Source organism: Microbacterium sp. ET2, assembly GCF_030347395.1.
GTDB classification, from domain to species: Bacteria; Actinomycetota; Actinomycetes; order Actinomycetales; family Microbacteriaceae; genus Microbacterium; species Microbacterium albipurpureum.
The window spans coordinates 3,243,648-3,257,169 of record NZ_CP128170.1; the positions used below are offsets into that span (position 1 = coordinate 3,243,648).

Sequence of the window (13,522 nt, forward strand, 5' to 3'; positions counted from 1 at the left end):
GGGCAGGCTCAGCGGGCGTGCCGTTCCACGAACGTCCGCAGCAGGCGCGGCGGGTGGGTCACCGGCGTCCGTCGCACGGCGGCGAGCGTGAGGTCCAGCTCGTCGGCGCCGAAGTAGCCGTAGCCGGCGTAGGCGTGCACGCGGGTCTGCATGCCGTCGAGATCGAGCTCGGGGTGGAACTGCGTGGCGTAGACGTTGCGGCCGACCCGGAACATCTGTACCGGGCAGGTCGGCGACGACGCCAGCAGCACCGCCGAGGCGGGAAGGAGCGACACCGCCTCCTTGTGGCCGACGAACGCGTCGAAGGTGCGCGGGAAGCCGGCGAGCAGGGGTTCGTCGGCGCCGGCGTCGGTGAGGCTCACCGGGACCACGCTGATCGGCTCGGAGTACGTGCGGTCGATCACGGCGCGCTGGTGGCTGCCGAGCGTCCCGATTCCGTAGCAGGCGCCCAGGAACGGGAAGTCGCGCGCGACGACCTCGTCGAGCAGCCGGGTGAACTCCGCTTCGACCCGCCGCTGCACCGGCGACTTCTTCTCCACCGGGTCCGAGGCGTTGAACGGACCACCCCCGACGAAGATGCCCGACAGTGCGTCGAGGTCGAGGTCGGGAAGGGGGCCCGCTTCCATGCGAATGCGGATGAGGTCGCGCTCCTCGAGGCCGGTGAATCGCAGGAAGAGGGCGTACTCCTCGTCGGCGGGGACGTCCTCCGCTCGGGTGGCGAGGAGGACGAAGGGTTTGGGCCTTGTCATCCGGCGTACGTCACAAGGCCCAGCTCCACGGGAGACACCAGGAACGGATGCCGCGGCACGACCCGCACCGTGTAGCCGAAGGTCCCCGTGATCTGCAGCGGCAGCGAGCCTCCATAGGGGGTGACCCCGTCCGCGGGCGGTCCCTGCGCCGTCAGCGGCACGGCGGTGTGGTCGGCGCCGATGACGTCGTCCTCGTCGGTGCGCCCGTAGACCAGCTCCACCGCGACGTCGTCGGGGGAGAGGCCGTCCAGGCGTACCGAGGCCTCGATCTCCAGGGTTTCGCCGGTGGACGCGCGGGTGGTGGCATCCGATCCCTCGACATGCGCGATCGCGACCGAGTCCCAGGCTCTGCGCACCCGGCTGACGAACGCGGCGAGCGAGCGTGCCTGGGCGAAATCGTCGGCGCGAAGGGCACGCTCGTTCACTGTCGAGGGCACGTACAGCCGCGTGACGTAGTCACGCACCATCCGATCGCTGGTGACCTTCTTTCCGAGGTCGGTCATGGTGTGGCGCACCATGTCGAGCCACGCGGTCGGCACGCCGCCGGTGCGCTCGTAGAACCGCGGCACGAGCTGGTGCTCGATCAGGTCGTAGAGCGCGGCCGCCTCGGCGTCGTCCCGCTCCTGGTCGGTCGCCGCCGTGTCGGCGGTCGGGATGGCCCAGCCGTTCCGGCCGTCGTACCACTCGTCCCACCAGCCATCGAGGATCGAGAGGTTCAGGACCCCGTTCAACGCGGCCTTCATGCCCGACGTGCCGCACGCCTCGAGAGGCCGCAGCGGATTGTTCAGCCACACGTCGCAGCCGGGGTAGAGGGTCTTGGCCAGCGTGATGTCGTAGTCGGGGAGGAACACGATGCGGCCGCGCACCCGCGGATCGCGGCTGAACCGCACGAGCTGCTGGATGAGGATCTTCCCGGAATCGTCAGCCGGGTGGGATTTGCCGCCGATGACCAGCTGAACCGGTCGCTCGGGATCGGTGAGGATCCGGGTGAGGCGCTCGGGATCGCGGAGCATCAGCGTCAGACGCTTGTAGGTCGGTACGCGGCGGGCGAAGCCGATCGTCAGGACCCCCGGGTCGAGGATGTCGTCGATCCATGCCGGCACCGCGGCGTTCCCGGCCGACCGGGCGGCGGCGGTCAGACGTCGCCGGGCTTCGGCGACGAGCTCCTGCTTCATCTGGGTGCGCACCCCCCACAGCTCCTGATCGCTGACCACCTCGCGGGAGCGCCAGTCATGGCCATCGGTGTGCGCGTCGCCGAAGACGCGCTCGCTCAGGCCCGTGAGGGCGGGGTGGACCCAGGTCGGGGCGTGGACGCCGTTCGTGATGGAGGTGATCGGCACCTCGTCGGTGTCGACGCCCGGCCAGAGGGACCCGAACATCCGACGGCTCACCGAGCCGTGGAGGAGCGACACCCCGTTCGCGTGCTGCCCGAGGTGGAGGCCGAGAACGGCCATGTTGAACACGTGGGGATCGCCCCCGGGGTAGGACTCCAGGCCCAGGTCGAGCGCCTGCTCGGCGGGGAGCGAGGTGAACAGCGGACTCTGCAGGTACGACGTGACCAGGTCGCGGGGGAAGCGGTCGATGCCGGCGGGTACCGGCGTGTGAGTGGTGAAGACGGTCGACGCGCGCACCTGCGCCAGCGCCTGGTCGAAGCTCAGGCCCTCCTCGACGATGAGTTCCGACATCCGCTCCAAGCCCTGGAAGCCTGCGTGGCCCTCATTGGTGTGGTACACCTCGGGGCTGGGCGTGCCGGTCAGCGTGCACCACGCCCGCACCGCGCGGACGCCCCCCACGCCGAGGAGCAGCTCCTGCAGGAGTCGGTGCTCCCCGCCGCCGCCGTAGAGGCGGTCGGTCACCTGGCGGAGGTCATCGGGGTTGCTGGGGGTGTCGGCGTCGAGCAGCAGGAGGGGGACCCGGCCGATCTGGGCCACCCAGATGCGGGCGGCCAGGTGCCGGCCGGCCGGGAGGTCGAGTCCGACTTCGACCGGGGCTCCCTCGGCGTCGCGGAGCAGGGTCAGACCGAGACCGTAGGGGTCGAGCAGCGGGTAGCTCTCCCGCTGCCAGCCGTCGTCGCCGATCGACTGACGGAAGTAGCCCGCGCGGTAGAACAGCCCGACGCCGGTGAGGGGAACGCCGAGGTCCGACGCGCTCTTCAGGTGGTCGCCGGCGAGGATGCCGAGGCCGCCCGAGTACTGCGGCAGGGTGCCGTCGACGCCGAACTCGGGGGAGAAGTAGGCGATGTGGACCGGCTTGTCGCCTTCGAGCCCCTGGTACCACCGGTCATCGCGGAGGTAGGCGTCGAGGCGCTCCGCCTCCGCGCGGACGCGGGCCACGAACTGAGCGTCCTGCGACAGCGCGTCGAGCCGTTCCTGCCCGAGCGCGCCGAGGAGCTGCTCGGGGTTGCCGCCGACCTCTTCCCATCGGGCGGGATCCATGGAGGCGAACAGCGCCTTCGTCTCGTCCGACCAGGCCCAGCGCCAGTTGGTGGCGAGGCGGTCGAGCGGGGCGAGCTGCTCGGAGAGAACGGGACGAACGGCGAACGTGCGGATGGCCTTCACGCTGTGAAGTGTAGGCGAGCACGATGACGCGCAACCCCCTCATCGAGCAGATCGCCGTCGATACACTCGGAGGATGGCTATTGCACGACTGCACGGTGGTCCGCTCGATGGGCAGGTCCTGCCCCTGGAGGCGCCCGATCTCGACTCGCTCATCGTCCCGTACGGCGAAGGACAGGTCGTGTACCGGCGCAAGGGTGAAGCGCAGCACACCGGCGAGCACGACGGCCCGACCGAGGCGGAGTTCTGGTTCGTGGAGGCGACCGATGAGATCGGACCCTCGAACGACGACTGAACCGGGTGAGCCGATCCGTTCCCTCGAGATCGAGATCAAGCTCGACGTGGGCCCGGATACGGCCGCTCCGGATTGGCGCACCGTCCCCGAGGTGGCTGAGGTCGCCGGTCCCGAGCTGCGCGAGCTCGACGCCCGGTACTACGACACCGCCGATTTCGCCCTCGGGCGTGCGGGCTACGCGCTGCGCCGTCGTACCGGTGGCCCCGACGCCGGGTGGCACCTGAAGGGACCGCGGCGGGGCGCGGGCCGGGTGGAGCTCGGCTGGCCGCTCGAGGAGGGCGAGTCGCTCCCCGCGACGGTGCGGGCCGAGATCCGGCACCTCACGACACATCCGGTGCATCCGATCGCTCGGGTGCGCAACCGCAGGCTCGCCGTTCAGATGAAGGATGCCGCGGGCGACGTCGTCGCGGAATTCCTCGACGATCACGTCGAGACCCGTGACGAGGCGACCGGCACGGAACGCTCCTGGCGCGAGTGGGAGATCGAGCTCGGCCCCGCCGCGCCCGAGGACGCCGAGCGTTTCCTCGGGGATCTCGCCGATCTCGCCCGAAACGCCGGCGCCCGCCCGGCATCCTCGGAATCGAAGATCGGGCGGGCGCTCGGGCGGTAGGGCGGTAGGTCGCCTACAGGTTGATCATGTGGCCCACGAGTCCGTGGAACCCCTCCTGCAGAGCCTCCGACAGCGTGGGGTGGGTGTGGACGTTGCGCGCGGCCTCGAGCGCGGTGAGGTCCCACTTCTGCGCGAGCGTGAGCTCGGGGAGAAGCTCAGAGACATCGGGTCCGATGAGATGGCCGCCGAGCAGTTCGAGGTGCTCGCCGTCGGCGATGAGCTTGACGAAGCCGACCGGCTCGCCCAGGCCGTTCGCCTTTCCGTTGGCGCTGAAAGGGAACTTCGCCACCTTCACGTCGTAGCCGGCGTCGCGGGCCTGCTGCTCGGTCAGTCCGAACGAGGCGACCTGCGGGGTGCAGAAAGTCGCGCGGGGCATCATGCGGTAGTCGCCGAGCGGCATGGTCTCGGCCTTGCCGATCGTCTCGGCGGCCACCACGCCCTGCGCCTCGGCGACGTGCGCCAGCTGCAGCTTCGCGGTGACGTCGCCGATGGCGTAGATGTGCGGCACATTGGTGCGCATGTAGTCGTCGATGCCGATCGCGCCGCGCTCGGTGAGCTCGACACCGGTCTTGTCCAGCCCGTAGCCCTCGACGTTCGGGATCCAGCCGATCGAGACCATCACCTTGTCGGCGTCGATCGACCCGCTGTCGCCGTCCTTGCCGGTGTAGGCGACCGTGACCCTGTCACCGTGGTCGGTGACGGTGTCGACCTTGGTGGAGGTGAGGATGTCGATGCCGTACTTCTTGTACTGGCGCGCGATCTCCTTCGACACGTCGGCGTCCTCATTCGGTAGCGCCCGGTCGAGGAACTCGACGATGGTGACCTTCACGCCGTAGTTGGACATCACGAAGGCGAACTCCATGCCGATGGCGCCGGCGCCGACGATGACGATCGAGGAGGGGAGATCGCGAGAGAGGATCTGCTCCTCGTAAGTGACGATGTTGCCCCCGATCTCGACGCCGGGCAGCTGGCGGACCTTGGCGCCGGTGGCGATGATCGCGTTGTCGAACGTCACCGTCTCGGTGGCGCCGTCCGACTTCTGCACCTGGATGGTGTTCGCGTCGGTGAAGGTTCCACGGCCGTCGTACTCGGTGACCTTGTTCTTCTTCATCAGGAAGTGGATGCCCTTGACGTGGGTGTCTGCCACCTTGCGGCTGCGGTCCCATGCCACTCCGAAGTCGAAGTGCACGTCACCCGAGATGCCGAAGAGGTCTGCCTTGTGGAGAACCTGGTGGGCGAGGTCGGCGTTCTTCAGAAGAGCCTTGGAGGGGATGCACCCGACGTTCAGGCAGACGCCCCCCCAGTACTTCTCTTCGATGATGGCGACGGAAAGACCGAGCTGGGCGCTCCGGACGGCCGCGACGTACCCGCCGGGGCCGGCGCCGAGGATGACGACGTCGTAGTGAGGCATGCTTCCAGCCTATCGGTCGGCACCGCCGCCGGTGCCCGGGGTCCGGCCCTTCGCGCGGGCGAGCAGGAGGTAGACGATCGCCCCGCCGGCGGCGACGGCGACGATCCCGACGATGATCCACGGCACGACCGCAGCCGTGGCCGACGCGGGGTCACCTGCGTCGGCCGGCGACGGCGACGCCGAGGAGGTCTCAGCCGTCGAGGCGGAAGGGGAGGGGGATGCGGAGGCGTCGGGCGCCGGGGCCGCCGTGGCATCGGCGGTCGGCGACGGCGCAGCCCCTTCCGCAACGGTGAACGACAGCTCCCCGGAGATGGGGTGGCCGTCGCTGGAGACCACCTTCCAGAGCACCGTGACGGCGCCCGGCTGGGCCGCGGTCAGCGGCTGCGACACGACGTTGTCGGTGGTGGTCGGTGATCCGTCGACGAGCGCCGTGCCCGCGGCATCCGTCACCTCGATCACCGTGGCACCCGGTTCCTGCGAGATGAGACCGCTGAAGGTGAGGGTGATCGCCGCCGGGGCCTGGTCGAGCGTGCTGCCGGGCGTGGGGTCGGAGCCGAGCAGCTCGTCGTGCGCCGATGCGGCGACAGGGAGGGCGAAGACCGCCGTCAGCAGCACGATGACGCCGATGATCGCGCGGACAGGGGAGAAGCGAAGACCGGAACGACTCACGATCCCTACGCTACGGGGGTCTTCATCAATGATGCCTGGACGCCTACCCTGGGCTCAGGCGGGTGCACCTGCCCCGTCGCGCGAGATCGAGAGCGAGGTACGGGATGGACCGCATGATGATGGATGCCATGGGCTCGACGTCGATGATGGGCGGCGACACCCGCATGGACATGGACCTCATGCAGGCGTGCATGGACGCCTGCGCGGCATGCGAACAGGCCTGCACGGTATGCGCGACCCAGATGATGGACTGCGCCCCGGCGTGCATGAACTGCGCCGACATGTGCAACACGATGCTGCGGGCGATGCTGCGCATGTCGGGCATGACCCCCGCGGTCATGGTGTCGATGCTCGACGCGTGCATCGCGATGTGTCAGCTCTGCATGGACGAGTGCATGCGGCACGCCGATATGAGTGAGGTCTGCCGCATGTGCGCGCAGTCCTGCCAGGCGTGCATGGACGCGTGCATGGCGCTACGGGAGTCGATGCTGGCGCAGGCCTGACCACCGGTCGGTCAGAGGACGGCGACGTTGATGCGGGCCCGGCCGACGGCGAGGGCGTGGTGACGCGCGTGCAGGGCGACGGGCGCGCCGGGTTCGACGCCCTCGACCGGGACCGCCGACCACACCTCGACCCGCGTGCCGTCGAGGGTGTGGAGCACAATGACCCCGTCGAAGACCGACGCGACGATCGCATCGCTCCACTCGCGCGGGGTGGCGGCGATGAGGCGCGCCTGGATGAGGTGCATCGCGTGCCCGGGAGCGACCGACGTGCAGGAGCCTCCCTGTGCGCACATGCAGGCCGCGCGACCCTTCACCTCGACGGGTGTGGGGAAGCGATGCGGACTCGACACGTCGAACTCCTGTGGGTAGTTTCGGATGTCGGCCAGATTAGGTCGCGGTGCGGCCGCGGTCATCCTCGCCGACACAGGCCGAAACAATCGCCCTGCGGCATCGTCGTCGTCAGGTGCGCCGAGCCGGTCGTCAGGGCGTGAACACGTCGGATAGGCTGGCTCACCGAAGGAGGGCACGACGTGGACGACAATCGGCGACCAGATTCTGGTGACATCCGACGCCTGCCGGGCGATGACGGCGCCGATCGCGGTTCGGACTTGACGCAGACGTTCGGCCATGACGCCGACCTGTCGTTCGTCCCCTTCGGCAGCGCGCTGAACACCGCGGAACTCGAGGCCATCGACGCGCTGCCCTCGGGCGCGGCGCTCCTGCTGGTGCGTTCGGGCCCGACGGCCGGCGCGCGCTACCTCCTCGACACCGACGTCACCACGGTCGGTCGTCACCCCGAAGCCGACATCTTCTTCGACGACGTCACCGTCTCGCGTCGCCACGCGGAGATCACCCGACAGGGGACGGCGTTCGAGCTCGTGGATCAGCGCTCGCTGAACGGGACCTACGTCAACGGCGAGCGGGTCGACCGTGCCGTGCTCACCAACGGCTCGGAGCTTCGCATCGGCAAGTTCCGCCTCAACTTCTTCGTCTCGCCCGCAGATCTGCCGCAGGCGGGCTGATGGCTCCGGCCTCCTCCGCCCGCCAGCGATCATCGTCAGCGGGTCTTCTCAGCATCGGTCAGGTGCTCGCGAGGCTGTCTCCGGAGTTCCCGAGTCTGACCTCGAGCAAGCTGCGCTTCCTCGAGGTGCAGGGGATCGTGACGCCGGTGCGGACCGACTCGGGGTATCGCAAGTTCTCGCCGGCCGACCTCGACCGCCTACGGCTGGCCCTCACCCTGCAGCGCGATCATTACCTTCCCCTCAGCGTCATCCGCGACTATCTCGCCGATGTCGACGCCGGCCGCGACCCCGCACCGCCGACCTCCGCGCCGCCGCCCTCGATCGTCCCGGCGCCCCGCCGGTACCGCCGCGAGGAGCTGCTGGCGGCCGCCGGTGCGGCGCCGCAGCTGCTCAACGACGCCATCAGCACGGGGATCATCACCGCCGCCGAGAGCTACACCGACCAGTCGGTGACTCTTCTGCGTGCCCTCGTCGCGCTGGATCGCCACGGCATCGAGCCGCGCCACGTCCGCAGTGTCAAGCAGAGCGCGGAGCGCGACGCCTCCCTCATCGAGTCGTCTCTCGCGCCCCTGCTGCGTCGCACGGACGCGGCGTCCCGGGGACGGGCGGGGGAGGTGGCGCCAGAACTCGCGCGCAAACTCGAAGAGGTGCGTGCGATCCTGCTGCGCACCGCCCTCGATCGCCTTCTCGGATGACCCGCGGCAGACTCGCTCGGCCGCGACACGCCGACGCGTTGAGACGGATGTCGTTGCCCGGGGGGCGGGGCTCATCTAGCGTGGAGTGCGCACCCCGTTCCGTGAGGAGGATCGCATGACCGCTCGTGAAGCGGCCGACGAACCCGGCTTCGTCGCCGACCTCCTGTTCACCGACGGGCTTCCGCAGATGGACGATGAAGTGGGCTACCGCGGCGCCGTCGCAGCCCGCGCCGCCGGCATCACCTACCGCCAGCTCGACTACTGGGCCCGTACGCAGCTTGTCGAACCGACCGTGCGCGGCGCGAGCGGCTCGGGGTCGCAGCGCCTGTACGGCTTCCGCGACATCCTGGTCCTCAAACTCGTCAAGGGGCTGCTCGACACCGGCATCTCGCTGCAGCAGATCCGCACCGCCGTGGAGCAGCTGCGGGCGGCCGGCATCCGCGACCTCGCCGGCACCACGCTCATGAGCGACGGCGCCTCGGTCTACCTGTGCACCTCGAACGACGAGGTCATCGACCTGATCAGCCGTGGGCAGGGTGTGTTCGGCATCGCTGTGGGCAAGGTCCTGCGCGAGGTCGAGTCGACCCTCGTGGAGTTCGACCCGCAGGCTCCCGATCCCGTCGACGAGCTCGCCGCACGTCGCACCGCGCGCTCCGCCTGACCCGAACCGATCGCCCTCACCGTCGCGGTCGCGGTCGTCTCGGCGGATCAGACGCGGGTCTCGCCCGGCGTGGGGATGCGTCCGGTGCGCATGACGCGGTCCAGGAGCGCGTCGAAGTCGGCGGCGAGCTCCTGCGCGGAGTCTCCCGGCCAGATGTGGAGCGGCTTCGCGGCGCCCTGAGCCTGCTGGAGGGACGTCCGCTCGGGAAGCTGCGGGCTCAGCACGAGCGGACCGAACATGTCGCGCAGCTCCTTGATGCGGAACTGGTGCTCGATCGACTGGGGACGCACGCGGTTCACCACGAGTCCGAGCGGCTGCAGCCGGGGGGAGAGGCCGCGCCGGATCTCCTCGATCGCGCGGAGTGCGCGGTCGGCGGCGGCGACGGAGAACAGCCCGGGCTCGGTGACGACGATGACGCGGTCGCTCGCAGCCCACGCGGTGCGCGTGAGGGCGTTGAGGGAGGGCGCGCAGTCGATGAGGACGAGATCGTAATCGGCCTCGATCGTGGCGAGGGCCTCCTCGAGCTTCCACACGTCGCGAACGCTCGGGTGCGGTCCGTCGAAGTTGATCGCGGAGGGGCTCCCGATCATCACGTCGATGGTCCCGGGGTGCACCTTCGCCCAGCCGGAGGATGTGATCGCCTGACGGACGACCTTCTCCTTCGGGTTGGCCAGGACGTCGGCGATGTTGAGGCGGCCGGCGACCTGGATGTCCATGCCCGTCGACACGTCGGACTGCGGGTCCAGGTCGACGACCAACGTCCGGACGCCGCGCGCGAAAGCGGCGGAAGCGAGTCCGAGCGTCACGGTCGTCTTGCCGACCCCGCCCTTGAGCGAGCTGACGGAGAGTACGTGCACGAGGCACTACGTTACCGTCCCCTAGGCTGAGAGCACACTCAGCCCAGACCACACGGCCCAACCGCGAGGTGTGCATGTTCGAGAAGATCCTGGTCGCCAATCGCGGAGAAATCGCGATCCGCGCCTTCCGCGCCGCCTACGAATTGGGAGCCCGCACCGTCGCGGTCTTCCCCTTCGAAGATCGTGGGTCGCTGCATCGGCAGAAGGCCGACGAGTCGTATGTGATCGGTGAACCGGGTCACCCCGTCCGCGCCTATCTCGACGTCGACGAGATCATCCGGGTCGCCCTCGAATCCGGTGCCGACGCCATCTACCCGGGCTACGGATTCCTGTCGGAGAATCCCGAACTCGCCTCCCGGGCCGCGGAGAACGGCATCACCTTCATCGGGCCCCCCGCTCGCGCGCTGGCGATGGCGGGGAACAAGGTGACCGCGAAGGATCATGCCATCGCCGCCGGTGTTCCCGTGCTGCGCTCGACGGAGGCATCGGACGACGTCGAGACACTCGTCGCGGCGGCCCCCGAGATCGGCTTCCCCATCTTCGTCAAGGCCGTCGCCGGCGGCGGGGTCGCGGCATGCGCCGGGTGGAGACCCCGGGCGAGCTGCCGCCCGCGATCGCCGAGGCGATGCGCGAGGCCGGCGCGGCATTCGGCGACCCCCGCGTCTTCCTCGAACAGGCGGTCGTCCGGCCCCGGCACATCGAGGTGCAGATCCTGGCGGATGCCACCGGCCACACGGTCCACCTCTTCGAGCGCGACTGCTCGGTGCAGCGCCGTCACCAGAAGGTCATCGAGATCGCACCCGCCCCGAACCTCGACGACGAGCTGCGTCAGCGCATCCACCGTGATGCGGTCGCTTTCGCCGAGTCGATCGGGTACGTCAATGCCGGCACCGTCGAGTTCCTCGTCGACACGGCGGGGGAGCGCGCGGGCCAGCACGTCTTCATCGAGATGAACCCCCGCATCCAGGTCGAGCACACGGTGACCGAAGAGGTCACCGACGTCGACCTCGTCCAGTCGCAGATGCGCATCGCAGCGGGGGAGAGCCTCGACGACCTCGGCTTGTCGCAGGACCGGATCGTCCTCCGCGGCGCCGCGCTGCAGTGCCGCATCACCACCGAGGACCCCTCTCAGGGCTTCCGGCCCGACACCGGCCGCATCACCACTTATCGTTCGCCCGGCGGCGCCGGCATCCGCCTCGACGGCGGGACGACGGCCGCGGGCTCTCAGATCAGCCCGCACTTCGATTCGATGCTCGCCAAGCTCACCTGTCGGGGGCGCGACTACCCGGCCGCCGTCGCGCGGGCCAAGCGCGCGCTGGCGGAGTTCCGCATCCGCGGCGTCGCCACCAACATCCCGTTCCTGCGGGCGGTCCTGGACGATCCGTCCTTCGTCGAGGGAGACCTCAGCACGGCGTTCATCGAGGAGCGCCCGCGCCTGCTCACCAGCCACCCGTCGCGAGACCGGGCGACGAAGCTCTTGAACTGGCTGGCCGATGTCACCGTGAACCGGCCCTACGGCGAGAAGCCGGTCTCGGTGTCGCCGGGAAGCAAGCTTCCGGACATCGATCTGCTCGCTCCGGCCCCGGCGGGTAACCTCCAGCGCCTGCGGGAGCTGGGTCCCGCCGGTTTCGCCCGGGCGCTGCGGGAGCAGACGCCGCTGGCGGTGACCGAGACCACCTACCGCGACGCCCACCAGTCGCTTCTCGCCACCCGTGTGCGCACCCGCGACCTGGTCCGCTGCGCGCCGCACGTGGCGCGGATGACTCCTGAGCTGCTGTCGATCGAGGCCTGGGGCGGTGCGACCTATGACGTGGCGCTGCGGTTCCTCGCCGAGGATCCGTGGGAACGTCTTGCGGCGATCCGCGACGCCGTTCCCAACATCCCCATCCAGATGCTGCTGCGCGGCCGGAACACCGTCGGCTACACCCCGCGACCGGTCGAGGTCACCGACGCCTTCGTCCGTGAAGCCGCGGCGACGGGCGTGGACATCTTCCGCATCTTCGATGCCCTCAACGACGTCGACCAGATGGTCCCCGCCATCCGGTCGGTCCTCGACACCGGCACCGCCGTCGCCGAGGTCGCCGTCTGCTACACCGGTGATCTCCTCGACCCTGCCGAGCAGCTGTACACCCTGGACTACTACCTGCGTCTGGCGGAGAAGATCGTCGCGTCGGGGGCGCACGTGCTCGCGATCAAGGACATGGCAGGACTGCTGCGTCCCGCTGCGGCCGCACGCCTGGTCGCGGCTCTTCGCGAACGCTTCGACCTCCCGGTGCACCTGCACACGCACGACACCGCAGGCGGTCAGCTCGCGACGCTTCTGGCCGCGAGCGCGGCCGGGGTCGACGCCGTCGACGCGGCCGCGGCGCCCCTGGCGGGCACGACCAGCCAGCCGTCGCTGTCGGCCCTGGTCGCAGCCCTGGCACACACCGACCGTGACACCGGGATCGACCTGCAGGCCGTGAGCGACCTCGAACCCTACTGGGAGGGCGTGCGGCATCTCTACCGCCCGTTCGAGTCGGGACTGGATGGTCCCACCGGCCGGGTGTACCACCACGAGATCCCCGGCGGTCAGCTCTCGAACCTGCGCCAGCAGGCGATCGCACTGGGCCTGGCCGATGACTTCGAGCTCATCGAGGACATGTACGCCGCCGCCGACCGCATCCTCGGACGGATCCCGAAGGTGACGCCGTCGTCGAAGGTGGTCGGCGATCTCGCTCTCGCGCTGGTGGCGGCTAAGGCCGACCCGGCCGACTTCGCCGAGAACCCCCAGAACTACGACATCCCCGACTCCGTCGTCGGGTTCATGGCCGGTGAGCTGGGCGACCTTCCCGGCGGCTGGCCCGAGCCCTTCCGCACGAAGGTGCTGGCCGGACGCACCGTGTCCATCGAGATCCCCCCGCTCACGCCGGAGGAGAAGGAGGGGCTGGACGGCGACGCCGCATCGCGGCGCCGGACCCTCAACCGCCTGCTCTTCCCCGGTCCCGCGCGCGATTTCGAGAAGGCGCGGGCGGCGTACGGCGACCTCTCGACCCTCGGCACCCCCGACTACCTGTACGGGCTCACGCCCGGCGAAGAGCACGTCGCCGAGATCGACCCGGGCGTGCAGCTGTACGTCGGCCTCGAGGCCATCGGCGAAGCGGACGCGAAGGGCATGCGCACGGTCATGACCACGCTGAACGGTCAGCTCCGCCCCGTCTACGTGCGGGACCGCAGCATCAGCGTCGAGACACGTCAGGCCGAGCGCGCCGACACGTCTCGACCCGGGCAGGTCGCCGCGCCGTTCGCAGGCGTCGTCACCGTGAAGACCGAGGTTGGCGCCACGGTGACCGTGGGCGCGCCGATCGCCTCGATCGAGGCGATGAAGATGGAGGCGGCCATCACCGCGCCCGTCGACGGCGTCGTCGAGCGCATCGCGATCGCCGCGACCGCGCAGGTCGAGGCGGGTGACCTTTTGGTCGTCGTCCGCCCCGCGCACTAGCCTGGAACGGCGCC

The 13,522-nt window shown here is 69.8% G+C and carries 12 protein-coding genes and 1 pseudogene; 7 read left to right on the plus strand and 6 right to left on the minus strand.

Annotated elements, in window-relative coordinates:
• Positions 1-8: 8 nt before the first annotated feature.
• The gene (locus QSU92_RS15715; RefSeq protein WP_289263311.1) at positions 9-749 is read right to left on the minus strand and encodes a glutamine amidotransferase; all 741 of its coding nucleotides are present in this window, start codon (positions 747-749) and stop codon (positions 9-11) included.
• A complete protein-coding gene (gene glgP / locus QSU92_RS15720; RefSeq protein ID WP_289263313.1) occupies positions 746-3,307 on the minus strand; it encodes an alpha-glucan family phosphorylase in 2,562 nt (853 codons plus the stop codon). The genes QSU92_RS15715 and glgP overlap by 4 nt, the downstream gene beginning before the upstream one ends.
• Before the next feature lie 73 nt (positions 3,308-3,380).
• Here glgP and QSU92_RS15725 point away from each other — a divergent pair, with 73 nt between their 5' ends.
• Positions 3,381-3,599, plus strand: coding sequence for a response regulator (locus tag QSU92_RS15725; RefSeq protein ID WP_124292989.1), 219 nt, complete (start codon positions 3,381-3,383; stop codon positions 3,597-3,599).
• Positions 3,571-4,209, plus strand: a complete 639-nt coding sequence (locus QSU92_RS15730; protein ID WP_289263316.1) for a CYTH domain-containing protein — start codon at positions 3,571-3,573, stop codon at positions 4,207-4,209. Before QSU92_RS15725 ends, QSU92_RS15730 begins: the two co-directional genes overlap by 29 nt.
• 13 nt (positions 4,210-4,222) lie before the next feature.
• Here the strand turns inward: QSU92_RS15730 and lpdA are convergent, their stop codons facing one another.
• Together lpdA and QSU92_RS15740 are read right to left on the minus strand one after the other, a co-directional pair.
• Complete coding sequence (gene lpdA, locus QSU92_RS15735; RefSeq protein ID WP_289263317.1) at positions 4,223-5,620, minus strand: dihydrolipoyl dehydrogenase; 1,398 nt, start codon at positions 5,618-5,620, stop codon at positions 4,223-4,225.
• A gap of 9 nt (positions 5,621-5,629) precedes the next feature.
• Entirely contained in the window at positions 5,630-6,289 is a 660-nt protein-coding gene (locus QSU92_RS15740; RefSeq protein WP_289263319.1) for a copper resistance CopC family protein, read from the minus strand.
• A 104-nt stretch (positions 6,290-6,393) separates the two neighbouring features.
• Here QSU92_RS15740 and QSU92_RS15745 point away from each other — a divergent pair, with 104 nt between their 5' ends.
• A complete protein-coding gene (locus QSU92_RS15745; protein WP_289263321.1) occupies positions 6,394-6,792 on the plus strand; it encodes a four-helix bundle copper-binding protein in 399 nt (132 codons plus the stop codon).
• 11 nt (positions 6,793-6,803) lie between these two features.
• Here QSU92_RS15745 and QSU92_RS15750 read toward each other — a convergent pair whose 3' ends face one another.
• Positions 6,804-7,421, minus strand: a complete 618-nt coding sequence (locus tag QSU92_RS15750; RefSeq protein WP_289265978.1) for a hypothetical protein — start codon at positions 7,419-7,421, stop codon at positions 6,804-6,806.
• Here QSU92_RS15750 and QSU92_RS15755 point away from each other — a divergent pair.
• The 3 genes from QSU92_RS15755 (at position 7,356) to QSU92_RS15765 (ending at position 9,170) form a co-directional block, all read left to right on the plus strand.
• Positions 7,356-7,814 carry an FHA domain-containing protein gene (locus QSU92_RS15755; protein WP_422880446.1) on the plus strand — a complete coding sequence of 153 codons (459 nt, stop codon included), beginning with the start codon at positions 7,356-7,358 and terminating at the stop codon, positions 7,812-7,814. The two genes, QSU92_RS15750 and QSU92_RS15755, sit on opposite strands and share 66 nt — an antisense overlap.
• Entirely contained in the window at positions 7,814-8,509 is a 696-nt protein-coding gene (gene ftsR / locus QSU92_RS15760; protein WP_289263325.1) for a transcriptional regulator FtsR, read from the plus strand. The genes QSU92_RS15755 and ftsR overlap by 1 nt, the downstream gene beginning before the upstream one ends.
• A 115-nt stretch (positions 8,510-8,624) precedes the next feature.
• A complete protein-coding gene (locus tag QSU92_RS15765) occupies positions 8,625-9,170 on the plus strand; it encodes a MerR family transcriptional regulator (protein ID WP_289263327.1) in 546 nt (181 codons plus the stop codon).
• Positions 9,171-9,217: 47 nt separating this feature from the next.
• On the opposite strand, the gene QSU92_RS15770 is transcribed toward QSU92_RS15765, so the two are convergent.
• A complete protein-coding gene (locus QSU92_RS15770; protein WP_289263328.1) occupies positions 9,218-10,027 on the minus strand; it encodes a ParA family protein in 810 nt (269 codons plus the stop codon).
• A 74-nt stretch (positions 10,028-10,101) separates the two neighbouring features.
• Here QSU92_RS15770 and QSU92_RS15775 point away from each other — a divergent pair.
• Positions 10,102-13,508: pseudogene (locus QSU92_RS15775) on the plus strand (pyruvate carboxylase).
• Positions 13,509-13,522: the final 14 nt, after the last annotated feature.